The organism is Flavobacterium sp. WV_118_3, assembly GCF_039778605.1.
Classification (GTDB): Bacteria; Bacteroidota; Bacteroidia; order Flavobacteriales; family Flavobacteriaceae; genus Flavobacterium.
Genome location: NZ_CP156060.1, coordinates 2,941,017 through 2,965,998 on the forward strand (window position 1 = coordinate 2,941,017; position 24,982 = coordinate 2,965,998).

At 40.6% G+C, this 24,982-nt stretch carries 25 protein-coding genes; 22 read left to right on the forward strand and 3 right to left on the reverse strand.

From position 1 onward, the window contains the following. Window positions 1–72: 72 nt before the first annotated feature. Entirely contained in the window at window positions 73–624 is a 552-nt protein-coding gene (locus tag ABFU83_RS13735; protein WP_347066748.1) for a hypothetical protein, read from the forward strand. Here the strand turns inward: ABFU83_RS13735 and ABFU83_RS13740 are convergent. Beyond that, window positions 608–958: a hypothetical protein gene (locus tag ABFU83_RS13740; protein ID WP_347070221.1), complete on the reverse strand. Its 351-nt coding sequence runs from the start codon at window positions 956–958 to the stop codon at window positions 608–610. The two genes, ABFU83_RS13735 and ABFU83_RS13740, sit on opposite strands and share 17 nt — an antisense overlap. 2 nt (window positions 959–960) lie before the next feature. Further along, complete coding sequence (locus ABFU83_RS13745; RefSeq protein WP_347066750.1) at window positions 961–1,935, reverse strand: polyprenyl synthetase family protein; 975 nt, start codon at window positions 1,933–1,935, stop codon at window positions 961–963. Between the two features lie 137 nt (window positions 1,936–2,072). On the opposite strand from ABFU83_RS13745, the gene ABFU83_RS13750 reads away from it, so the two are divergent. From ABFU83_RS13750 to ABFU83_RS13765, 4 genes are read left to right on the forward strand one after another with little or no spacing between them, the layout of a single operon-like run. After that, entirely contained in the window at window positions 2,073–2,672 is a 600-nt protein-coding gene (locus ABFU83_RS13750) for a TetR/AcrR family transcriptional regulator (RefSeq protein WP_347066752.1), read from the forward strand. A 7-nt stretch (window positions 2,673–2,679) separates the two neighbouring features. Continuing rightward, a complete protein-coding gene (locus ABFU83_RS13755; protein ID WP_347066754.1) occupies window positions 2,680–4,014 on the forward strand; it encodes a TolC family protein in 1,335 nt (444 codons plus the stop codon). A 12-nt stretch (window positions 4,015–4,026) separates the two neighbouring features. Further along, window positions 4,027–5,091: an efflux RND transporter periplasmic adaptor subunit gene (locus ABFU83_RS13760; protein WP_347066755.1), complete on the forward strand. Its 1,065-nt coding sequence runs from the start codon at window positions 4,027–4,029 to the stop codon at window positions 5,089–5,091. Between the two features lie 46 nt (window positions 5,092–5,137). Next, window positions 5,138–8,311 carry an efflux RND transporter permease subunit gene (locus ABFU83_RS13765; RefSeq protein WP_347066757.1) on the forward strand — a complete coding sequence of 1,058 codons (3,174 nt, stop codon included), beginning with the start codon at window positions 5,138–5,140 and terminating at the stop codon, window positions 8,309–8,311. Between the two features lie 126 nt (window positions 8,312–8,437). On the opposite strand, the gene ABFU83_RS13770 is transcribed toward ABFU83_RS13765, so the two are convergent. Further along, window positions 8,438–8,785, reverse strand: coding sequence for a toxin-antitoxin system YwqK family antitoxin (locus ABFU83_RS13770; protein WP_136403893.1), 348 nt, complete (start codon window positions 8,783–8,785; stop codon window positions 8,438–8,440). A 229-nt stretch (window positions 8,786–9,014) separates the two neighbouring features. On the opposite strand from ABFU83_RS13770, the gene aspS reads away from it, so the two are divergent. The 17 genes from aspS (at window position 9,015) to ABFU83_RS13855 (ending at window position 24,967) form a co-directional block, all read left to right on the forward strand. Next, window positions 9,015–10,766 carry an aspartate--tRNA ligase gene (aspS, locus tag ABFU83_RS13775; RefSeq protein WP_347066760.1) on the forward strand — a complete coding sequence of 584 codons (1,752 nt, stop codon included), beginning with the start codon at window positions 9,015–9,017 and terminating at the stop codon, window positions 10,764–10,766. Window positions 10,767–10,939: 173 nt separating this feature from the next. Then, complete coding sequence (locus ABFU83_RS13780) at window positions 10,940–11,140, forward strand: cold-shock protein (protein ID WP_136403891.1); 201 nt, start codon at window positions 10,940–10,942, stop codon at window positions 11,138–11,140. 237 nt (window positions 11,141–11,377) lie between these two features. Then, window positions 11,378–11,743, forward strand: coding sequence for an NADH-quinone oxidoreductase subunit A (locus tag ABFU83_RS13785; protein ID WP_136403890.1), 366 nt, complete (start codon window positions 11,378–11,380; stop codon window positions 11,741–11,743). Window positions 11,744–11,807: 64 nt separating this feature from the next. Beyond that, window positions 11,808–12,359, forward strand: a complete 552-nt coding sequence (locus tag ABFU83_RS13790; RefSeq protein ID WP_347066763.1) for an NADH-quinone oxidoreductase subunit B — start codon at window positions 11,808–11,810, stop codon at window positions 12,357–12,359. A gap of 1 nt (window position 12,360) precedes the next feature. After that, entirely contained in the window at window positions 12,361–12,882 is a 522-nt protein-coding gene (locus tag ABFU83_RS13795; RefSeq protein WP_347066765.1) for an NADH-quinone oxidoreductase subunit C, read from the forward strand. Between the two features lie 32 nt (window positions 12,883–12,914). Further along, entirely contained in the window at window positions 12,915–14,150 is a 1,236-nt protein-coding gene (locus ABFU83_RS13800) for an NADH-quinone oxidoreductase subunit D (RefSeq protein WP_347066767.1), read from the forward strand. Window positions 14,151–14,155: 5 nt separating this feature from the next. Beyond that, window positions 14,156–14,686 (forward strand): NAD(P)H-dependent oxidoreductase subunit E, encoded by a 531-nt coding sequence (locus ABFU83_RS13805; protein ID WP_347066769.1) that lies wholly within the window; start codon window positions 14,156–14,158, stop codon window positions 14,684–14,686. Between the two features lie 4 nt (window positions 14,687–14,690). Continuing rightward, complete coding sequence (nuoF, locus tag ABFU83_RS13810; protein WP_347066771.1) at window positions 14,691–16,058, forward strand: NADH-quinone oxidoreductase subunit NuoF; 1,368 nt, start codon at window positions 14,691–14,693, stop codon at window positions 16,056–16,058. Window positions 16,059–16,074: 16 nt separating this feature from the next. Further along, complete coding sequence (locus ABFU83_RS13815; RefSeq protein WP_347066773.1) at window positions 16,075–17,103, forward strand: 2Fe-2S iron-sulfur cluster-binding protein; 1,029 nt, start codon at window positions 16,075–16,077, stop codon at window positions 17,101–17,103. Window positions 17,104–17,109: 6 nt separating this feature from the next. Next, entirely contained in the window at window positions 17,110–18,141 is a 1,032-nt protein-coding gene (gene nuoH / locus ABFU83_RS13820) for an NADH-quinone oxidoreductase subunit NuoH (protein WP_136403883.1), read from the forward strand. A 14-nt stretch (window positions 18,142–18,155) separates the two neighbouring features. Further along, on the forward strand, window positions 18,156–18,701 hold the full coding sequence (locus ABFU83_RS13825; RefSeq protein WP_347066776.1) for an NADH-quinone oxidoreductase subunit I: 546 nt from the start codon (window positions 18,156–18,158) through the stop codon (window positions 18,699–18,701). A gap of 2 nt (window positions 18,702–18,703) precedes the next feature. After that, window positions 18,704–19,210 carry an NADH-quinone oxidoreductase subunit J gene (locus ABFU83_RS13830; RefSeq protein WP_300491716.1) on the forward strand — a complete coding sequence of 169 codons (507 nt, stop codon included), beginning with the start codon at window positions 18,704–18,706 and terminating at the stop codon, window positions 19,208–19,210. A gap of 6 nt (window positions 19,211–19,216) precedes the next feature. Beyond that, window positions 19,217–19,537, forward strand: a complete 321-nt coding sequence (gene nuoK / locus ABFU83_RS13835; RefSeq protein ID WP_136403880.1) for an NADH-quinone oxidoreductase subunit NuoK — start codon at window positions 19,217–19,219, stop codon at window positions 19,535–19,537. 6 nt (window positions 19,538–19,543) lie between these two features. Next, entirely contained in the window at window positions 19,544–21,430 is a 1,887-nt protein-coding gene (gene nuoL, locus ABFU83_RS13840) for an NADH-quinone oxidoreductase subunit L (protein ID WP_347066778.1), read from the forward strand. 10 nt (window positions 21,431–21,440) lie between these two features. Next, on the forward strand, window positions 21,441–22,874 hold the full coding sequence (locus tag ABFU83_RS13845; RefSeq protein ID WP_347066780.1) for an NADH-quinone oxidoreductase subunit M: 1,434 nt from the start codon (window positions 21,441–21,443) through the stop codon (window positions 22,872–22,874). 15 nt (window positions 22,875–22,889) lie between these two features. Then, entirely contained in the window at window positions 22,890–24,257 is a 1,368-nt protein-coding gene (locus ABFU83_RS13850) for an NADH-quinone oxidoreductase subunit N (RefSeq protein WP_347066782.1), read from the forward strand. 254 nt (window positions 24,258–24,511) lie between these two features. Further along, the gene (locus tag ABFU83_RS13855) at window positions 24,512–24,967 is read left to right on the forward strand and encodes a T9SS type A sorting domain-containing protein (RefSeq protein ID WP_347066784.1); all 456 of its coding nucleotides are present in this window, start codon (window positions 24,512–24,514) and stop codon (window positions 24,965–24,967) included. Window positions 24,968–24,982 lie beyond the last annotated feature (15 nt).

Here is a 24,982-nt window from a genome sequence, read left to right on the forward strand (position 1 = left end):
TCGCAAAAGTACGACAATTGTAATAATCTTTCAATGTTTTTCATACTTTTATGTCATAAAATATTCCTAAAAATGAACATCAAATCAAGCATCAACAGTTTTTTAACAATTATTTTGAGTTGTGTCTTTTATTTAATGATGACTTCTACAATAAAAGCACAAGTTTATCAACAAACGGCTCAAAAAAGTGATTTCTGGCAACACGTGCGGTTTGGAGGCGGTTTAGGACTAAACTTTGGGAATAACTTTACAAATATTAACGTCGCCCCAAGTGCGGTCTATCAGGTGAACGAATATTTCGCAGCCGGAATCGGTCTTAGCGGAAGTTATGTCAAACAAAAAAACTACTACGATTCCTACATCTACGGTGCGAGCATTATCACCCTTTTTAACCCACTACCGGAAATACAATTATCAGCCGAACTCGAGCAACTTCGCGTGAATAATACCTATACGCAATTCAATCCGCATATCGAAGATGACTTCTGGAATACCGCATTATTCCTGGGCGCGGGGTATCGTGTAGAAAACTTTACCATCGGAGTTCGCTACAATGTTTTGTTTAAGGAAAGTAACAATGTGTATAGCGAGGCATTTTTGCCTTTTGTCAGAATTTATTTCTAAACCAGACTTTTTGCCATTCGCGTTTTAAAACTAAAAAAGTAACCTGTTCGGCCAGTTCCACCAAATCGGAACCGTCCAGACTTTTGATCTGCTCTTCCGGAACATCGATGATGTACAACAGGTTTAGGTATTCGGCGAATTTATATTGGATTAACTGGTAAATTTTGTCATGCAACCGCACTTTTAAGTCGATTGGCGCAATCGAAACGTCAAAATCCAAGCTTTCATTGGCCAGGTTAAAGTCTTTATTGACCTGCTCTACCAGTTTTAGATACAAGTCTTCTTTTTGTGCTTCCGAAAGCAGTAAATCGGTATTTAAGGGCGCTACAAACATCATTATACCTGTCGTTTCATCAGGTTTTCCCCGAAATCTTTTAGTTCCTGTTTTTTCGCTTCGGAAATATTCATTTTTTCAAGGGTCTCGAATGCTTTTAATGTATACATCGCAATCGCTTCCTGCGTCACTTTGGCCGCTCCCGTTTCGATAAAAATATTTTTCACCGACGTAATTTTATCACTGTTATCTACCGGCTGAATCGAAAACAAATGTTGCAATTCGGCTTTGGTTCCGGCATTGGCAAATTCCAGTGCTTTTAAATACAAATAGGTTTTTTTGTTTTCGATAATGTCACCCCCTACCTGTTTTCCAAAAGTCAGCGGATTGCCAAAAGCATCCAGATAATCGTCCTGCAACTGGAAGGCAATCCCCAGATTTAATCCAAAATCGTATATCAGATCGGCATTTTCAACGGTTGTTCCCGCAACGATCGCGCCCATTTTCATGGCCGCTCCTACCAACACTGCGGTTTTGTATTCGATCATTTTCAGGTATTCCGGAATGGTCACATCGTCTCGCTGTTCGAAATCAACATCCCATTGTTGTCCTTCACAAACCTCCAAAGCAGTTTTACTGAACAGCCTTGCAAGGGCCGAAAAAATACGGGGTTCGTATTGTTCAAAATATTGATAGGCCAGAATCAGCATCGCATCACCTGACAAAATCCCGGTATTGATGTCCCACTTTTCGTGAACCGTTTCATTTCCTCTTCGCAACGGCGCATCGTCCATAATATCGTCGTGAATCAGCGAAAAATTATGAAACAACTCCACTGCGGTTGCCGCAGCCATTGCCTGATTGGCATCGGTATCGAAAATTTCTGCCGCCATCAGGGTTAAAACCGGTCGCATCCGCTTTCCTCCCAACGATAAAATATAGACAATCGGGTCGTATAAATTCCTCGGTTCTTTTTCGATCGAAAGTTTTGAAAAGTGTTCTGCAATGAGCGTCTGATAATAACTTACTGGGTGCATGCCTGATATTTTTGGCTAAAGTAACGCAAATATCCGCGCCGTCAAAGCAAAAAATTTATGTTAAAATATCGTAAAAACTTTGGAAACTTTTTTAGTATTAAAAGTTTCCTTTATACATTTGCCGAAATTTTTTGACCATGAAAAACGAAATTTTAGAGAAAGCATCCGACATGTTCCTGAATCTGGGCTTTAAAAGTGTGACGATGGATGATATCGCTTCTGAAATGGGTATTTCAAAAAAAACCATTTACGAACACTACGCTACAAAAGTAGAATTAGTAAAAGCTGCGACTACCTATTTGTTTGAAAAAATATCGTCCGGCATTGACGAGATCTGCGCATTGGGTAAAAATCCAATCGAAGAATTATTCGATATTAAAGATTATGTGCAGCACAATATAAAAGAGGAAAACTCCTCTACCATTTTCCAGTTACAGAAATACTATCCTAAAATCCACGATTGTTTAAAATCGCTTCAATTTGAAAAAATGGACACTTGTGTGATCAACAACCTGAACCGCGGTAAAGAAGCCGGGTTATTCCGTCAGGAGATCGATGTGGATTTTATTGGACGTATTTATTACGCCAGCGCCATGAGCACCATGGACATTGAATTGTTCCCGGAAAAAATGTACACTCGTAAGGAACTGGATGAAAAACTGTTGGAATACCACGTTCGGGGTATTGCCACCCCGAAAGGGCTTGAAACCTTAGAAAAATTACTCATTAATCAATAAACATCATATGAAAACAAGAATAACAATTGCGTTATTATTTTTTGCCATTCTCTCCCAGGCTCAGGTACAGCGTTTGTCGTTAAAGGACGCGCTGAAATATGCTTTGGAAAATAAAGCCGACGCCAAAAAGGCCAAGCTGGAAGTGGAAAACAGTAATCACAAAATAGCCGAAGTACGTTCCCGTGCCTTACCGCAAATCAGTTTGAACGGAAGCCTTACTTATAATCCTATCCTACAGTTAAATGCCTTACCGGGTGATTTCTTCGGACAACCGGGTACGACAATTTTGGCTCCGTTAGGCCAAAAATGGAATTCGGTTGGTGGCGCTTCCCTAACTCAGAATATTTTCGATTATTCGGTGTTTACGGGTTTAAAAGCAGCCAAATCAACACGTGAGTTCTATCAGGTAAATGCACAGTTAACCGAAGAGCAGGTGATCGAAAAAGTAGCCAATGCCTACTATCAGGTATTTGTACAAAAACAAAAATTAAACACGATCGACAGCACATTGGAAAACACAACCAAAGTGCGTAACATCATCGACGGTCAGTTTAAAAACGGATTGGCTAAAAAAATCGATCTGGATCGGGTAAATGTTAAATTGATCAACCTAAACTCTACCAGACAACAGTTAGTCAATGGTGTACAAATGCAGGAAAACTCGTTAAAGTTCCTAATTGGCTTACCGGCTTCTACACCTATCGAAATCGTAAAAGAAGACATTCAGGTTAAACCGTTTTTAAACGAAACACCATCGGTTACCAACCGTTCCGAATATCAATTACTTGAAAAACAAAAAACACTTTTAAAATACCAAAAAGAGTCTTTTGTAGCCGAGCATTATCCAACGCTTTCGCTTACGGCCAACTATAACTATATCGGACAAGGTCCTGTGATGCCTTTGGGTGCCAAACCAGCCGATGGCGTATACTGGTCGGATTTCTCTGCCATCGGATTAAACCTTAAAATCCCTGTATTCACTGGTTTTGCAACACGTTCTAAAGTAAGACAGGCGGACATCAGTTTACAAAAAATCGAAGAAGACCTTAAAGATTCCGAACTGGCTTTAGGATTGGAATTCGAAAATGCTAAATCGCAATTGAACAACAGTTTGATCACGATCAACAATCAAAAAGAAAATGTGACGCTGGCGCAAGAAGTTTTCAGCAACACTAAAAACAATTACGTTAACGGACTGGCGTCTTTAACCGACCTATTGGATTCTGAAAATGCATTAACAGAAGCAAAAAACAACTACACTTCTGCCTTATTGGAGTACAAAATGGCCGAAATTCAGATCATCAAGTCCAAAGGAGAACTAAAATCACTTTTAAATCAATAACCATCAATCAATATGAAAAGAAAAATTATCACAGCAGTCGTTATATTAGGTTCTTTAGGCCTGATCGCTTATGTGTTAAGCAGCAATAAAGCAAAGAATGAAGAGAAAACAGCCGTGGTTGCCGAAACCAATGCTACGGTTGTTGTCAAAATTGACACGGTAAAAACGCAACCGGTTTCTCTGGATTTCGTAGCCAACGGAAATTTCTATCCGTCTCAGGAATTGAATTTTTCGGCCGAAAACTCCGGAAGAGTAACCAAAGTTTTAGTGGACGAAGGGACTCCGGTACGTATCGGACAAACGTTAGCGATTATCAAAGCCGATAAAATCAACGTGGATTTACAAAATGCAGAAGCTTCGTATCAGAATGCCGCTACCGACGCGCAACGTTTTGAAAGCGCTTATAAAACCGGTGGTGTTACCAAACAACAGTTGGATCAGGCAAAACTGGCACTTGCCAATGCCAAAGCGCATTTGCAACAAGCCCGAATCACATTGGGTGATGCGAGTATCAAATCGTCTATCAACGGAATCGTAAACAAACGTTTTATCGAACCGGGATCGGTAGTTTCGCCAGGAACTCAATTGTTCGAACTGGTAAACGTATCGACGTTAAAATTAAAAGTAACGGTAAGCGAAGATCAGATCGCCGGACTTAAAATCGGTTCACCGATTAAAGTAAAAGCCAGTGTTTATCCGGATAAAGAATTCAGCGGAAAAATCACATTTATCGCGCCAAAAGCCGATAGCAGCCTGAACTTCCCGGTAGAAATCGAAATCGCAAACAATACCGGAAACGACCTAAAAGCGGGTATGTACGGTACGGCTTTATTCTCCTCATCGAGCGACAAAACACCATTAATGATTGTACCACGTAACGCCTTCGTAGGAAGTGTGAGCGCCAATCAGGTTTTTGTAATGCAAAAAGACGGAACCGCGAAAATGAAAAATGTAACCGCTGGACGAATCATTGGAGAAAAAGTGGAAATCCTTAACGGATTAAGCGATGGGGATATTGTGATCACTAGTGGTCAGATCAACTTAACTGATGGTGCAAAAGTTACGGTTTTAAAATAGTGCGGTGTTGCACCAACAACATCTGACTTAAAACTTAAAGAAATATATGAAATTAGCAGAAATATCCATAAAACGCCCGTCACTAATTGTCGTTCTCTTTACGATTCTGACATTAGGGGGATTGTTCAGCTACGGCCTTTTGGGCTACGAGTTGATCCCGAAATTCGAAAATAATGTAATCAGTATTTCGACCATCTATCCGGGGGCTTCTCCTGGTGAGGTGGAAAATACAGTGACTAAAAAAATTGAGGATGCGATTTCCTCTTTGGAGAACATTAAAAAAATTGACTCCAAATCGTACGAAAGTTTATCCGTTGTAGCGATCCAGTTAAACAATAATGCCAATGTGGATTATGCGTTAAATGACGCGCAACGTAAGATTAACGCGGTATTGAGTGACCTTCCGGACGACGTAAAACAACCGTCATTAAGTAAGTTCTCCTTTAGTGATTTACCAATCATGACCATTGCCGCCAATGCCAAAATGAACGAGGCCGAATTTTTCGACTTAATCGATAAAAAGATCAGCCCGATTTTATCCCGTGTAAATGGTGTGGCGCAGATCCGTTTAATTGGTGGTCAGGAGCGTGAAATCCAGGTAAACATGGATGCCAACAAAATGAAAGGCTACGGTTTATCGATTCCGCAAGTACAACAAGGAATCCTTACGTCCAATTTGGATTTCCCTACCGGAAGTATCCAAACACGTGATCAGAAAATTTTGATCCGTTTGGCCGGTAAATATAAAACAGTAGACGAATTACGAAATCTGATTGTGTCCGATAATAAAGGCGTTCAAATTCGTCTAATGGATATCGCCGATGTACAGGATACCCAAAAAGACGTAGAAAAAATTGCTCGTGTAAATGAGAAAAATGCAATCATCCTTCAGGTAATCAAACAATCCGATGCGAATGCCGTGGAAGTGAGTGAGAATATTCAGGCTTTACTCAACAAGCTACGCGTCGATTATAAAGAGCAGCAGTTGCAATTGGATATCGCAAACGACAGCTCGGTGTTTACACTTCAGGCAGCCGATTCGGTTATCCACGATTTGATTCTTGCGGTGATCCTGGTAGCCCTTGTAATGTTGTTCTTCCTTCACAGTGTACGTAACTCGTTGATCGTAATGGTATCTATTCCGGCTTCGTTAATCGCAACGTTTATCGGATTTGTATTCCTTGATTATACGTTAAACTTAATGAGTTTATTAGGTCTTTCTCTTGTAGTAGGTATCCTTGTGGATGACGCGATTGTGGTATTGGAGAATATATACAGGCACATGGAGATGGGTAAAAACCGGGTTCGCGCCGCGTATGATGCGACGTCCGAAATCGGTGGAACCGTAGTTTCGATTACCTTGGTTATCGTGGTGGTATTCTTACCGATCGCGATGAGTACCGGATTGGTATCGAACATTATCACACAGTTCTGTGTGACCGTAATTATCTCAACCTTATTATCGTTACTTTCTTCCTTTACCATTGTACCGTGGTTATCATCCCGTTTCGGTAAACTGGAGCATATTGAAGGTAAAAACTTATTTGGACGTATCATTTTAGGATTCGAAAAAATATTAACCCGTTTCACCAACTGGGTAAGTGATATTTTGGTTTGGTGTTTAGGTCATAAGAAAACGACCTTAGGAATTGTTGCCGGTTTATTCTTTGCCTCCTTATATATGGTTGCCGGAGGATATGTAGGTGGTGAGTTCTTCGCGCGTTCGGATGCCGGTGAATTCTTAGTGCAAATTGAAATGCCAAAAGATGCTTCATTGGAGCAAACCAACTTTATGACGCAAAAAGCGGAAGATTTCCTTAAAAAACAAAAAGAAGTAAAAAGTTTGATCACCACTGTAGGACAAACCAGTGAAGGTTTTGGTGGAACACAGGCAACCGCTTATAAATCGGAAATCCGTGTAAAATTAGTGGATCAGGATCAACGGGAGGATGACTCATATGTATATGCGGCGAAGACCAAACTGAAAATGCAAAACGTTTTGGTAGGTCCGAAAATCAAAACCGTAGGTATGAGTATCATGGGGACTGCCGAAGAAGCGCCGTTGGCGTTGGTGGTTACCGGTACCACTTTAGACAGCGCGATGGTTTTTGCCAAAGCAGCCGAAAAAGAATTATATAAAATTAAAGGAGCTTCGGAGATTAAATTATCCGTTGAAACCGGAAACCCGGAGGTTAACGTTCAGGTGGATCGTGATAAAATGGCTGCTTTAGGTCTTACACTTCAAACTGTAGGTATGACGATGCAAACCGCTTTTAGTGGAAATACCGATGGTAAATACCGTGCCGGAGAATACGAATACGATATCAATATCCGATACAATACTTTCGACAGAAAGAACATCAACGATGTAAGTAACCTTATCTTCGTTAATAATAAAGGAGAACAAATCAAATTATCGCAATTTGCTACGGTAAAAGAAGGATCTGGACCGAGTCAGTTGGAGCGTCGTGATAAGAGTGCTTCGGTTACCGTTCAGGGACAAACTGTTGGACGTCCAACCGGTACTGTTGCTGCAGAATGGCAATCGGCTTTCGAAAAATTACACAAACCAACCGGAGTAAACTATGTTTGGAGTGGTGATATGGAAAACCAAACCGAAGGTTTCGGTACCTTAGGGTTTGCATTATTAGCAGCGATTATCTTGGTTTACCTGGTAATGGTGGGACTTTACGACAGTTACGTTCACCCATTCGTGGTATTGTTCTCGGTTCCGTTATCGTTTATCGGTGCGTTACTGGCCTTAGGTTTAACCAACAACTCGTTGAATATCTTTACCATCCTGGGGATCATCATGTTGATTGGATTGGTGTGTAAGAATGCGATTATGTTGGTCGACTTTACCAACCAACGTCGTGCAGCCGGTGAATCAATTCACGATGCCTTAATTCAGGCAAACCATGCGCGTCTTCGTCCGATTTTGATGACGACCATCGCGATGGTATTCGGTATGTTACCGATTGCATTAGCTTCGGGTGCCGGTGCTGAATGGAAAAACGGTTTGGCCTGGGTTATTATTGGAGGTTTGATCAGTTCGTTATTCCTGACCTTGGTTATCGTTCCGGTAATCTATGACATCATGGAAAAAATCGTTCATAAATTCTCAAAAGGAAAAGCAACCGATTATGCACAGTTGATGGTAGAAGACTATGTTCCGAACGAAGTAAGTGAGGACGGTTTTACACCAACACATAAAATGTAAACAAACAAAGCAATTTAAACTAAGAATGGCGGTTATGAAATTTCATAACCGCCATTCCCCATTTAGAAGCGAACCCTATTAAGGTCCTGCAAACAGTATTAATTTTTTTTGAAAGTCAAACCATAATTAATTTCTGTTCACCAACGCTTCCTGTTTCCAGTTTTTGATATCAGAAATTCTGCTGTTGGAATAATCTACTTCACTTAGTGTCGCTTTATTCCAAAAAAACCATTTTCCGGTTTTTTGTCCGTCAGCATATTCTCCTATCGCCTGTTTGGATCCGTCTTCGTTAAACGAAGCCCATTTCCCATGCGGTTTTGCATCTTTGTAAAAGCCTTCCTGTTTCAACTGACCATTATCATAATAATAGGTCGCCTTGACTAAATTACCGACAATCTCATATTTAGGTTCTACATTTTGAGCGAAAATCACTCCAGAAAACAGCAACAATCCGGCAATTAAGTTCTTTTTCATAGCTTTGGTTTTTAAATAGTTAATCAATTTCAAATCAAATTTAAAAAACATATTTACAATTTCAAAACTTTCACTTAACAATTTCATAACATTGCAGTTAAATTTAACATTGAAAGCCTGTTTTAGGACGATTCCGATTCCTTTTCACCATTTTATTCCGCAGAAACTTTAACCTATTGACTTTAAACTTGAAACAAAAAACCTAAATTTGCGCATAAATTTTTAAGAAATGTACAGAAGTCATAATTGTGGAGCGTTACGCGCTTCCGATAGCAACAAAGAAGTTACTTTAGCCGGATGGGTGCAAAAAACACGTGATAAAGGTTTTATGATATGGGTGGACTTACGCGACCGTTACGGAATTACACAATTAATTTTTGATGCCAACAGAACGAATCCGGAAGTTTTTGAAAAAGCAAAAACATTAGGTCGTGAATTTGTGGTTCAGGTAAAAGGAACCGTGATCGAGCGCGAATCCAAAAATCCAAATATGCCAACCGGTGATATCGAAATTTTGGTTAACGAACTAAATATATTGAATACCGCTTTAACACCTCCGTTTACGATCGAAGATGAAACCGATGGTGGTGAAGATATCCGTATGAAGTTCCGTTATCTGGATATTCGTCGTAATCCGGTAAAAAACAATTTATTGTTCCGTCATAAAGTAGCGCAGGAAGTACGTAACTACTTGTCGGCACAAGACTTCTGTGAAGTGGAAACACCTTATTTAATTAAATCGACTCCGGAAGGTGCGCGCGATTTCGTAGTGCCATCCCGTATGAACGAAGGGCAGTTTTACGCTTTACCGCAATCGCCGCAAACTTTTAAACAATTGTTGATGGTAGGTGGTATGGATAAATATTTTCAGATCGTAAAATGTTTCCGTGACGAGGATTTAAGAGCCGACAGACAACCGGAATTTACACAGATTGACTGTGAAATGGCTTTCGTAGAACAGGAAGATATTCTGGATACTTTCGAAGGACTAACCCGTCACTTATTAAAAGAAATAAAAGGTATCGAAGTAGACAAATTCCCACGAATGACCTACGATCATGCCATGAAAACCTACGGTAATGACAAACCGGATATCCGTTTCGGAATGGAATTTGGAGAATTGAACGACGTAGCACAACATAAAGAATTTGCCATATTTAACGCGGCCGAATTGGTAGTCGGTATCGCCGTTCCTGGTGCTGCAAACTATACCCGTAAAGAAATAGACAACCTGATTGACTGGGTAAAACGCCCACAAATTGGTGCATCCGGTATGGTTTATTGTAAATATGAAGCCGACGGTTCTTTCAAATCATCGGTAGATAAATTCTACGATCAGGACGATTTGGCCAACTGGGCGAAAGCGACCAACGCCAACCCGGGTGACTTAATTTTAGTTTTATCCGGTCCGGCTCACAAAACCCGAACGCAGTTAAGTGCCTTACGTATGGAAGTAGCAACCCGTTTGGGATTGCGTAAATCCGATGAGTTCGCGCCGTTATGGGTAGTAGATTTCCCACTTTTGGAATGGGACGAAGAAAGCGAGCGTTTCCACGCGATGCACCACCCGTTTACCTCTCCAAAACCGGAAGACATGCATTTACTGGACACCGATCCGGGTAAAGTGAGAGCCAACGCCTACGATATGGTATTGAACGGAAATGAAATTGGCGGCGGATCGATTCGTATCCACGATAAAGAAACACAAAAATTAATGTTCCAGCATTTAGGATTCTCCGATGAAGAGGCTAAAGCACAATTCGGCTTCCTGATGGACGCGTTCCAATATGGCGCGCCACCACATGGTGGATTGGCTTTTGGTCTTGACCGACTGGTTTCAATTTTAGGCGGACAGGAAACGATTCGCGATTTTATTGCTTTCCCTAAAAACAATTCCGGTAGAGACGTAATGATTGATGCGCCTGCAGCGATCGACAACAAACAACTCGAAGAATTATCGATAAAATTAGACCTTAAATAACACAGTAAAGCGGAGTAACTTCCGCTTTTTTTTATCGATTTAAAAAAATATTAACACTAATTTAAAGTCCTCAAAATTTAAACATTTTTGTTTGTTTTTTTTCATCAAAAACTTGCTTGTGTTAAAAAAAAGTATATCTTTGAGTATTATTAATTATTTTTTATTATTACACTATGCGAACAGGCAAAGTAAAATTTTTTAATGAATCCAAAGGTTATGGATTTATTACTGACGAAGAAACTGGAAAAGACATTTTCGTACACGCTACTGGAATTAAAGTTGAAACTTTAAACGAAGGTGACAAAGTTTCTTACGAAGAAGAAGACGGAAGAAAAGGTAAAGTAGCTGCTAAAGTAGTAGTTATCGAAGACTAATATATATATTAATTTTTGGTTACCTAAATGGACTAAGCCGCTCGTAACCGAGCGGCTTTTTTATATTTTCACTTTCCCTAAAAATAGTTCCTTAAAATTTTGTTATTTATATTTAGTCTAAATATGTTTTGCATTTATGGCAGAAAACAACGGCAAATTGATTAAAAAATTAGGTTGCTTATCCCGTTTAGGAGTGTATATTTGTGAATTATTTCCAGAATTAAGAGAACTAAAATCATGCAAACAAATCAAATTGATTACATTCCAATAGTGATGCAATCACTACTAGCTATCGGGTTTGTGGTTACAACGATCATAATTTCAGGGCTATTAGGTCCTAAAAGACACTCTCAAAACAAGGACAAAAACTTCGAGTGCGGTATCGAATCTGTAGGAAACGCCCGTATTCCTTTCTCCGTTAAATACTTTTTAGTCGCCATATTATTTGTTCTTTTTGATGTTGAAGTAATCTTCATGTATCCTTGGGCTGTGAATTTCAAAGCCATGGGTGTGGAAGGTTTTATGAAAATGGGTATTTTCATGACACTTCTTGTCGTAGGTTTCTTCTACGTAATCAAGAAGAAAGGATTGGAATGGGAATAAAGAATTCAGAATTTTAATCTGTCTCAAAACACTTGGGATACTTAAAGTTTAAAATAATAAAACGATGAGTGATACTTCAAAATATAATACGGTAGACGCACCGGAAGGATATGCCGGTGAAGGTTTCTTTGCTACCAAATTGGATTCCGTTGTCGGATTAGCCAGAGCCAATTCGCTATGGCCTTTGCCTTTTGCAACTTCTTGCTGTGGTATTGAATTTATGGCTACTATGGCCGCTCACTACGATGTGGCACGTTTCGGATCGGAACGGATGAGTTTCTCACCACGACAAGCCGATATGCTTTTGGTTATGGGTACAATCGCTAAAAAAATGGCGCCTATCTTACGTCAGGTATACGAGCAAATGTCCGAACCAAAATGGGTAATTGCCGTGGGTGCCTGCGCTTCATCCGGTGGTGTATTCGATACGTATTCCGTACTTCAGGGAATCGACAAAGTAATCCCGGTTGACGTATATGTTCCCGGATGTCCACCAAGACCGGAACAAATTCTGGATGGTATTATGCGACTACAGGAAATCGTTAAGAATGAATCCGTTAGACGAAGAAGTTCCGACGAATATAAAGATTTATTAGGTTCTTATAACATCAAGTAAAATGGCTTTAGAAACCTCCGTAATACAGAATAAACTTATTGAAAACTTCGGTTTAAAAGTATCCGATTTCTTTCAACAACATGATATTTTCACATTTGAAGTAGCATCAGACTCTATCGTAGAAGTTATGAAATTTCTTAGAGATGATGCTACTTTACGTTTTAATTTCCTAACCGATTTGTGTGGTATTCATTACCCGGATTACGAAAAAGAACGCCAGTTTGCCGTGGTATACCACATGCACAACTGGATGGACAACGTTCGTATCCGTATCAAATGCTATTTGGATGGCGATAAACCGGAAATCGATTCGGTTACCGGACTATTCCTGAGTTCCAACTGGCAGGAAAGAGAAACCTATGATTTTTACGGGATTATTTTCAAAGGCCATCCGCAATTGAAACGTATCCTGAATATGGATGAAATGACGTCGTTCCCGCTACGAAAAGAATTCCCTATGGAAGACAGCGGACGTACCGATAAAGACGACCGATTCTTCGGTAGAACATCCCAAAATTGCTAATAGTAACCTGAAAAAAATATTTTACAGCTAAAATGTCAGATCTATTATTATCACCGGAACACCGATATGCGAAAGAAATCGAAAAGAGACGCAATGAAGACGGCAGCGAACTTTCCATATTAAACCTGGGGCCAACGCACCCGGCCACACACGGTATTTTCCAAAATATCCTCCTGATGGACGGAGAACGGATTCTGGACGGTGAAGGAACCGTGGGTTATATCCACCGTGCTTTCGAAAAAATTGCCGAAAACAGACCGTTCTACCAGATTACGGTTTTAACCGATCGTATGAACTATTGCTCCGCTCCTATTAATAATATGGGTTGGTGGATGACGTTGGAAAAAGCGCTTGGAATTGAAGTTCCAAAACGCGTACAATACCTTCGTGTTATTATAATGGAGTTAGCCCGTATTGCCGATCATATTATCTGTAGTTCGGTTATGGGTGTGGATACCGGAGCCTTAACCGGTTTCTTATATGTATTCCAGTTCCGTGAAAAAATCTATGAAATTTACGAAGAAATCTGCGGCGCCCGTTTAACAACAAACATGGGCCGTATCGGAGGTTTTGAAAGAGAATGGAGTCCGGAAGCTTTTAAAAAGATCGATGCCTTTTTGGAAGAGTTCCCTCCTATATGGAAGGAGTTTGAAAACCTGCTAACCCGTAACCGTATCTTTATGGATCGTACGATCGGGGTTGGAGCTATTTCTGCCGAAAAAGCGATTAGCTATGGTTTTACCGGTCCTAACCTGCGTGCTGCCGGTGTCGACTATGACGTTCGTGTCATGCAACCGTACAGTTCCTACGAAGATTTTGAATTTAATATCCCTGTAGGACAACACGGTGATACCTACGATCGTTTTTGCGTGCGTAATGCCGAGGTATGGGAAAGTTTAAGCATTATCCGTCAGGCATTGGCAAAACTTCCGGAAGGACCTTTCCACGCCGATGTTCCGGATTATTACCTGCCTCCAAAAGACGAAGTATACCACAATATGGAAGCCCTTATCTACCACTTTAAAATTGTGATGGGGGAAGTTCCGGTTCCGTTAACCGAAGTATACCATCCGGTAGAAGGCGGTAACGGAGAAGTTGGTTTCTATTTGATCACCGACGGTAGCCGAACACCGTATCGTTTGCATTTCAGAAGACCTTGTTTTATCTATTATCAGGCGTATAACGATATGGTGAGAGGACAAATGCTTTCGGATGCTATCGCAACTTTGTCAAGTCTTAACGTAATTGCAGGTGAATTAGACGCATAAGGATTATGGAAAATACACAGTATAAACAAGAAATAAATATCACGCCGGAACTGATGACCCGTATTAACGAGTTGATCAGCCATTATCCGGACGACAAAAGAAAATCAGCTTTATTGCCGGTATTACACGAAGTACAGGATGCACACGAAAACTGGTTGAGTTATCCGTTAATGGATAAAGTAGCCGAAATCTTAAACATCCAACCGATTGAAGTATACGAGGTCGTATCATTTTATACAATGTACAACCAGAAACCAATCGGAAAATACATGTTCGAGTTTTGCCGTACTTCCTGTTGTGCCGTTCGCGGTGCCGAAGATCTGATGGATTATACCTGCGAAAAACTGAGTATCAAAGAAGGAGAAACCACTCCGGACGGTATGTTTACCGTTGTGGGTGTGGAATGCCTTGGCGCTTGCGGATATGCTCCGATGATGCAAATTGGTGATTTCTACAAAGAACACCTGACCAAAGAAAAGGTGGATACCATCATCGCGGAATGCAGAGAAGGAAAAATCAACTTACACGATAAATAATACCATGGGAAGAAAGATATTATTAGACAAGATAAATATTCCAGGTATCAAAACCTACGAAGTGTACCGCCAGAACGGGGGTTATGCTTCTGTTGAAAAAGCACTGAAAACATTAACTCCAGACGAAGTAACCGAAGAAGTAAAAACTTCCGGATTGCGTGGTCGTGGTGGAGCGGGTTTCCCCGTGGGACTAAAATGGAGTTTTATCGATAAAAAATCGGGTAAACCAAGACACCTGGTTTGTAATGCCGACGAATCGGAACCGGGTACTTTTAAAGACCGTTTCCTAATGGAATATATCCCACACTTATTAATTGAAGGTATGATCACATCCAGCTATGCGTTGGGTGCGAATTTATCCTATATCTATATTCGTGGGGAATATATGTGGGTATTTAAAATCCTGGAAAGAGCCATCAAAGAAGCCTATGCGGCCGGATGGTTAGGAAAAAACATCTTAGGAACCGATTTCTCTCTTGACCTTCATGTACATTGTGGTGCCGGAGCCTATATCTGTGGTGAGGAAACCGCTTTGATCGAGTCATTGGAAGGAAAAAGAGGAAACCCACGAATCAAACCACCATTCCCGGCGGTTAGTGGTTTATGGGCCAATCCTACTGTAGTAAACAACGTAGAATCCATTGCAACTGTGCCATGGATCGTTAATAATTCCGGAGCAGATTATGCCGCTATCGGAATCGGACGTTCTACAGGAACCAAATTGATTTCGGCTTCCGGACATATCAAAAACCCGGGTGTTTACGAAATCGAATTGGGATTAAGCGTGGAGGAATTTATGAATTCCGACGAGTATTTAGGAGGTATGATGAACGACAGACCGCTTAAAGCTTTGGTTCCGGGAGGTTCTTCCGTGCCAATTTTACCGGCGCATTTAATCTATAAAACTGCAAACGGAGACGATCGTTTAATGTCGTACGAATCGTTGAGCGACGGTGGTTTTGCTACCGGTTCCATGTTGGGTTCCGGCGGGTTTATTGTCTATAACGACACCACTTGTATCGTACGAAATACCTGGAATTTTTCCCGTTTCTACCACCACGAAAGCTGCGGACAGTGTTCGCCATGTCGTGAAGGTACCGGATGGTTGGAAAAAGTATTACACCGAATCGAACACGGTCATGGACGTATGGAAGATATCGACCTGCTTTGGGATATTCAGAGCAAAATCGAAGGAAACACCATCTGTCCGTTGGGTGATGCCGCTGCATGGCCGGTGGCTGCCGCAATTCGTCACTTCAGAGACGAGTTCGAATACCACGTTCGTTTCCCGGAAAAGATCAAAAACAGAGATCACTTTGTGGAAGAACCTTTCGAAAAGGTACGCCACTTAATTGCAAAACAAACAGTATAAAGTCAAGAATCGCACTATGAAAGTTACTATAGACGGTCACGAAATAGAAGTAGAACCAGGAACCACTATCCTGCAGGCTGCCCGAATGATTGGAGGAGAATCCGTTCCGCCGGCAATGTGTTATTACTCCAAATTAAAAGGAAGCGGAGGAAAATGCCGTTGCTGTTTAGTAGAAGTTTCCAAAGGTAGTGATGCCAACCCTACGCCAATGCCGAAATTGATGGCATCGTGCGTAACTGGTGTTATGGACGGTATGGAAGTAAAAAGTATCTCTTCGCCAAGAGTTCAGGAAGCGCGTAAATCGGTTACCGAATTCCTGTTAATCAATCACCCGCTGGATTGTCCGGTTTGTGATCAGGCTGGTGAATGTGATCTGCAAAACCTAAGCTTTAACCACGGAAAATCCGAAACCCGTTTTATCGAAGAGAAAAGAACCTTCGAACCGGAAAACATCGGTGACAATATTCAGTTACATATGAACCGTTGCATCCTGTGCTACCGTTGTGTGATGACAGCCGATCAGTTAACCGACGGACGTGTACACGGTGTTATAAACCGCGGAGATCATTCGCAAATTTCAACCTGTATATCCAAAGCGATCGATAATGAATTCTCCGGAAATATGATCGACGTATGTCCGGTTGGTGCTTTAACCGATAAAACTTTCCGTTTTAAATCGAGAGTTTGGTTTAACAAACCATTCAATGCGCATAGAGACTGTGATAAATGTTGTGGAAAAACAACCGTTTGGATGTTCGGAAACGAAATTCAGCGTGTAACAGCCCGTAAAGACGAATACCACGAAGTGGAAGAGTTTATCTGTAACAGCTGTCGTTTTGACCATAAAGATGTAAAAGACTGGGTAATCGAAGGACCTCGTAAATTCGAGAAATTCTCCGTAATCAACCAGAACAACTACACCCGTAAACTGGACAAAGTAACGATCGAAACCGAAAACCAAATCCTTTTAGGTCGTGATCAGGACAGAAAGAAAATCAGTATGGTGGAAGTTCCGCTTAAGAACACCGAAAATTCTAAATCATAATACGCCATGGAGAGTACGATAATTATAGAAAAAAGTGTCATTATTATTGCGGTTTTCGCTTTAACCATGCTAATGGCCATGTATTCTACTTTGGCCGAACGTAAAATCGCGGCCTGGCTTCAGGATCGTGTCGGACCCAACCGTGCCGGTAAAGGAGGAATCCTGCAACCGCTTGCCGATGGTCTGAAATTGTTTTCAAAAGAAGAATTCTTACCGAATACCCCCAATAAATTCCTGTTTGTAATCGGACCTGCCATTTCGATGAGTATGGCATTAATTACAAGTGCGGTGATTCCATGGGGTGACAAATTACATTTATTCGGACGTGATATTATCCTTCAGGCTACCGATATCGACGTAGCGATGCTGTTTATCTTCGGCGTTTTGTCGGTGAGTGTATACGGTATTATGATTGGTGGATGGGCGTCCAACAATAAATTCTCCCTGATGAGTGCTATGCGTGCCGGATCACAAATGATCTCGTACGAGGTAGCAATGGGACTGGCAATCATCGCTTTGGTGATGATGTCCGGAACGTTGAGTTTACGCGAAATCGCAGCGCAACAATCCGGTATGAACTGGAATATTTTTTACCAGCCGCTTGGATTCCTGATCTTTTTAGTGTGTTCTTTTGCCGAAACCAACAGAACACCATTTGACCTTGCCGAGTGTGAGGCCGAGTTGATCGGTGGTTACCATACGGAATATTCGTCTATGAAAATGGGATTCTATTTATTCGCCGAATACGCGAGTATGTTTATCTCATCAACGATTTTGGCCGTATTGTATTTCGGAGCGTACAACTACCCTGGAATGGATTGGGCAGTTGAAAACTGGGGCGTAAACATCGCGAACGTTATCGGAATGGTGGTTCTTTTTGCCAAAATCTGTTTCTTCATCTTCTTTTATATGTGGATCCGATGGACCATACCGCGTTTCCGTTACGATCAGTTGATGAATTTGGGATGGAAGATGTTAATTCCACTTGCCATTGTAAACATTGTTATAACGGGAGCAGTAATCTTACTTTTCCAATAATAAAATATACCGAAATGTCATTAGATACAGTTTCATTATCAGGAAGAAAAAAAGAGGTTTCCAACAAAAAGATGACTTTTTGGGAAAGCCTTTACCTGGTTGCGATCGCTAAAGGTTTAGTTATTACGATCCGCCACTTGTTTAAACGAAAAGTTACCATTAAATATCCGGAACAAAAACGGGAATTTAGCCCGGTATACCGTGGTCAGCATATGTTAATGCGCGATGACGAAGGTCGTGAGCGTTGTACTGCCTGCGGACTTTGTGCGCTTTCCTGTCCGGCGGAGGCAATCACCATGAAAGCCGAAGAGCGTAAACCGGAAGAAAAACATTTATACCGCGAAGAAAAATACGCTTCGATCTACGAAATCAATATGTTGCGTTGTATTTTCTGCGGATTATGTGAAGAAGCATGTCCGAAACAAGCGATTTACCTTACTAAATCAAAGGTTATCGTGAAATCGAACAGCCACCGTGAAGATTTTATCTACGGAAAAGACAAATTGGTCATGCCATTGGAAATGGCCATCCAAAATACTAACCAGAATAAGGCAAGTTAATTATGATTGAAGTTTTATTTTATATACTATCGACCATTACACTAGGTACGGCGCTGCTTACGATCTTTAGCAGAAACCCGATCCACAGTGCGATTTATCTGGTTATCTGTTTCTTTTCGATTGCAGGACATTACCTGTTACTAAATGCGCAGTTCCTTGCAATTGTGCACGTTATCGTATATTCCGGTGCCATCATGATTTTGATGTTGTTTACCATCATGTTGATGAACCTGAACAAAGAACACGAAAAACACAAACCAAAACTGATCATCATTGCCGCTACTATCGCATTCTGTTTGGTTGCGTTGGTATTATTGGCTGCTTTACTAAAAACAAAACCGGTTGTAGAAAGTTATTACAATTCGGGAACCGACTTCCAGTCGATTAAAGTTTTGGGTCAGGTGTTGTTAAACGAATATATGGTTCCGTTCGAGTTTGCTTCGGTATTACTATTGGTAGCCATGATCGGTGCGGTATTAATCTCTAAAAAAGAAAAAGAAAAAGCCTAAATTGATATGGAACATATTTTAAAAGAAATAGGTGTAGAAACCTACTTATATTTATCGGCTCTACTATTCAGCATAGGTGTTTTTGGAATCCTTTTGCGTAGAAATGCCATCATCATGTTTATGTCTATCGAGATCATGTTGAATGCCGTGAATTTACTGTTGGTTGCGTTTTCGACCTTCCATCAGGATGCTTCCGGACAAGTATTCGTATTTTTCTCGATGGCTGTGGCCGCTGCCGAAGTAGCCGTAGGTTTAGCGATTCTGGTTTCGATTTTCCGTAACCTTGGATCGATTGATATTGACAATTTAAAGAATTTAAAAGGATAATCCCTAATGGAGACAAGTTTCGTTTTACTCTTATTATTGGCCCCTTTTGTCGGGTTTTTATCTAATATATTTTTTGGAAAACAACTCGGTAAAACCGGTTCCGGTGTTCTGGGAACGTTAGCCGTAGTGGTTTCCTTCTTCGTTTCCTGCTACTTCTTCGCGCAAGTAAGCGGAAGCAAACAACCTATTAACGTGCATTTATTCGACTGGATTTCATTAGGAAAATTCAGCATTAATTTCGACATACTGTTAGATCAGTTATCCCTGTTATGGTTGTTGTTCGTTACCGGTATCGGATCGTTGATCCATATCTACTCGATCAGTTATATGCATGACGACGAAAACATCCATAAGTTTTTCGCCTACCTGAATTTGTTTATTTTCTTTATGATCACTTTGGTAGTGGGAAGCAACTTATTAATCATGTTTATCGGATGGGAAGGCGTTGGATTATGTTCCTACCTGTTAATCGGGTTCTGGCATAAAAATCAGGAATACAACGACGCGGCTAAAAAAGCATTTATCATGAACCGTATCGGGGATTTAGGTTTCCTGATCGGAATCTTTATCATCGGATATTTATTCAATTCCCTGGATTTTATGACGATCAAGCAAGCGGTGTTATCGGGATCAAATCCTGAAGTAGCCGGTTGGTTGAGCATTGCCACACTGTGTTTATTTATCGGAGCTTCCGGTAAAAGTGCGCAGATTCCGTTGTATACCTGGTTACCGGATGCGATGGCAGGACCAACTCCTGTTTCGGCTTTAATCCACGCGGCGACGATGGTTACCGCTGGTATCTTTATGATCACACGTTTGAATTTCTTATTCGACTTAACACCGGATGTTCAGAATATCATTGCTGTAGTTGGTGCGATCACCTCGTTGGTAGCCGCTTCTATCGGATTGGTACAAAACGATATCAAAAAAGTATTGGCCTACTCTACCGTTTCCCAATTGGGATTAATGTTCCTGGCTTTAGGTTTGGGAGCTTATGAAGTAGCGGTATTCCACGTAATCACACACGCGTTCTTTAAAGCTTGTTTGTTCCTGGGTTCCGGATCGGTTATCCATGCTTTACACGGCGAACAGGATATGCGTAGAATGGGTGGTTTAAAAGGTGTGATGAAAGTGACGTTCCTTACGTTCCTATTGGCAACGCTTGCTATTTCGGGGATTCCACCATTTGCCGGTTTCTTCTCTAAAGACGAAATCCTGATGGTAGCTTTCCACGAAAACAAAGTATTATGGGTAATCGCAGCTGTAGCTTCCATTATGACCGCTTTCTATATGTTCCGATTGTTATACCTAACGTTCTTTAAAGAATTCAGAGGTACCGAAGAACAAAAACATCATTTACATGAAAGTCCGATGTTAATCACCTTCCCATTGATGGTATTAGGGGTATTATCGGTAGTGGGTGGTGCGATTAGTCTTCCGGGGAACAGTTGGTTAAACCATTATCTGGAGCCAATTTTTGCACATGCTCCACACGAAGCGCATCATTTGGGTACAACCGAGTATATGCTAATGGCTTTCGCCGTTGTAGGAGCACTTATCGGGATTGGAATTGCGTATTCCAAATACATCAAAAAATCAGAAGTTCCGGCTGAAGACAGTGAAATCACTGGCTTTGCCAAAGTGTTATACAACAAATACTATGTGGACGAAGCTTATATGGCCGTAATTGTAAAACCAATGTATTCGTTATCAAAATTCCTTAGGGATTATATTGAGACCGGATTGTCGCAAATTATCTTCGGATTCGGAGCAGTTGCCGACGGATTGGCTTTACAAGGTAAAAAATTACAAAACGGAAATATCGGTTTTTATTTATTCGCCTTTGTATTCGGACTTTGTTCGGTAGTGTTTTATTTATTCTTTTTACGATAATCTGTTAAAAATGGACGTAACAATAGTACTCTTAATCTTATTACTCGGAGCGGTTGTCACTTATTTCTCAGGAAATAAAATGGCATCCAAAGTAGCGTTGCTTTTTAGTGCAGTTGCTTTTGGCGTTTCCCTTATGATTTTAAACCAATATAATCAGGGGGTTGACTGCGGTTTTTCGGCAGTCTGGATGACCAACCCTAATATTCTTTTCTCCCTAAAAGCAGACGGACTGGCTTTAGCGATGGTACTTTTAACCACCGTATTAACGCCGTTAATTATCCTGTCTTCTTTTGGAAACAATTTTAACAACGCCAAAAACTTCTATGCTTTAGTTATGTTTATGGCTTTTGCGATGACAGGTACTTTCCTGGCATCCGACGGTTTCTTATATTATATTTTCTGGGAACTTTCGTTAATCCCGATTTATTTTATCGCCTTACTTTGGGGTAATGGTGATGCCGCCGAACGCAAAAAAGCAGTGATCAAGTTCTTTATCTATACGTTTGCCGGTTCCTTATTTATGTTGGTCGGGTTTATTTACCTGTACCAAAAAGCCGGAAGCTTCCAATTGGATAAATTATATGCGTTGGAATTATCGTCTACAGAAGAGTTCTGGATTTTCCTGGCCTTTTTCTTTGCCTATGCGATCAAAATTCCAATCATCCCATTCCATACCTGGCAGGCCAATGTGTACCAGAAAGCACCAACTGTTGGAACCATGCTTTTGTCCGGTATCATGCTTAAAATGGGATTGTATTCGGTAATCCGCTGGCAATTGCCAATCGCACCAAATGCCGCTCAGGAATTACTTTATACCATTGTTGGGTTGAGTATTGCCGGTGTGATTTACGGTTCGATTGTCGCTTTAAAACAACGCGATTTAAAGAAATTATTAGCCTATTCGTCTTTGGCGCACGTGGGATTAATCGCTGCCGGATGTTATACGCTAACTTTAGACGGTTTGCGCGGTGCTGTATTACAAATGATCGCCCACGGTTTTGTGATCGTTGGTTTGTTCTTTGCAGCCGAAATCATTTACCGTCGTTATGAAACCCGTACCATTTCCGAAATGGGCGGAATCCGTTCGCAATCTCCAAAATTCACGTCCATGTTTATGATTCTGGTATTGGCATCGGTTGCCTTACCGGGGACATTTAACTTTGTAGGTGAGTTTACCGTATTATACAGTTTGTTTCAAACCAATCTGGGCTTTGCCATCGTGGGTGGAACGACTATCATCCTGGGAGCATTCTATATGTTGCGTATGTTCCAACAGGCCATGTTAGGAGAAACAAATGCAAAACCATTTGCAGATGTGAGCTTTAATGAAGGAATTGTTTTTGTGCTAATCATCGGATTTTTATTGTTCTTCGGATTGTATCCGAAACCAATCATCGATTTGATTACGCCAAGTATACAAGATATTTTAGTACATATTAAATAAATTTAGTCCAGCATAATGAGTACAATAATAGCAATTGCAGTATTAGGGGTTGTTTGCCTTTTAGCTGAAATTTTTAACTTACGAAAAGCCATTATTCCAATAACCGTTGCCGGTTTGTTGGCGATATTGGGTATGACCGTGACTGAATTTAACGTAACCGAAAGCTACTACAACAATATGATTGTAGTAAACCGTTTTACGGTAGCTTTTTCAAGTCTGTTTATTCTGCTAACCCTTTTCCTGGTTACGCTGAGTCACCATTTTTACAAAAACCGCCCCTCTAAAGTTTCTGATTTTATCGCGATCAAAATTTTCCTTTTATTAGGAGCTGTCGCTATGGTATCGTTTGGAAACCTGGCGATGTTTTTCTTAGGTCTTGAAATTTTATCCATTTCTTTATATATCCTTGCCGGAAGTAAGCCTTTGAGTCTGAAAAGTAATGAAGCCGGTATGAAATACTTCCTGATGGGATCGTTTGCATCGGGTGTGATTCTTTTTGGTATCGCTTTGATTTACGGTGCTGTAGCATCGTTCGATATGAACATGATCTACGAAGCATCCAATTCGGCTGCAACGGGCGACTGGTTTTATATCGGGGTATGCATGATTACCGTGGGAATGTTGTTTAAAATTGCTGCCGTTCCATTCCATTTCTGGGCTCCGGATGTATACGAAGGTGCTCCTGCTTTGACTACCGCTACGATGAGTACGTTGGCAAAAGTAGTGGCTATGGCTACGTTCTTTAAGTTAAACATGGCCATGAACGGTAATATGAATTTTGCATATGAAACCGTAATAGTGATCATTTCTATCTTCTCGATGACAGTTGGTAATATCATGGCATTACGTCAGAACAATATCAAAAGAATGTTGGCTTTTTCGGGTATTTCACATGCCGGTTTTATGCTAATGGCTCTTTTAAATCTGTCTAACGCCACCGGAAGTTTGTTTTACTATGCGACGGCTTATACCCTTGCCGGTATTGCTGCTTTTGCTGTCATCCTTTACGTATGTAACGATAAAGACGATGAGAGCATTACCTTCTTTAACGGACTTGGAAAAAATAATCCTGTAATGGCTGCTGTTTTATCGGCATCCTTATTATCGATGGCCGGTATACCGATTTTCTCCGGATTCTTCGCCAAATTCTTTATCCTGAATCAGACATTACAAGCAGGGTATCTGATTCTGGTTATTGCCGGGATCATTAACTCGATCATCAGTGTATATTACTATTTTAAAGTAATCAGCGCAATGTACACCAAAGAACCGAATGAAGCTAAAAAACCGGTTCCTTTCGAATATTATATCGTAGCTGTACTGGCTATCGGACTAAATATCGCTATCGGTTTATTCCCTTCCTGTCTAATGGATTTACTATAGCCAATAATACAAACATTTATTTATACTTACTAAAAGAGTCATCAGGAAACTGGTGACTTTTTTTGTTGGTGTATCTGCTAGTTATTATAAGTACCTAAAAAATTTTCAGCTATTTTTTGCAACCTAAAAGCCAAATTCGGGCATAAAATATTCAATTCTCATCCCACACTCCTCCCCCATGATTTTTTTAAACATTTTTTTCTAACTTATGTTTTTAAACAATCGTCCTCCATACTAATTAAATCCAAATCATTATGAAGGTCGCTATTCTACCATTGATCACTATTCTGAGTTGTTTTTTATGCAACTCCATCGACACCAAGGCTCAAACCCTACATTTTTCTTATGATACTGCCGGGAATCAAATCACCAGAGAACTAATCTGTAAAGAATGTATCGGAGTTGTCGAACCTGGAGTCAATCGGATTGCCAGACCTGACACTATTCCGCCAAAACCAAAAGAACAACTCCAGTATTACCCTAATCCAGTAATTGATGAATTATATTTGAAATGGTCTTCTGTAGACAATAAATTACCCGTGTCTATTGCGCTTTATTCCATAAACGGACAACATATAAGGACTTTTTCAAATCTTGAAAGACAATCCGGTTTTAAAATCCCTTTTTCAGGCTGTCCCTCTGGCATTTATAGTCTGATTATCAACTATACTAATGGCGAACAGCAGGCGCTTACAATCATCAAAAAATAACGTTCTGCTTCACTA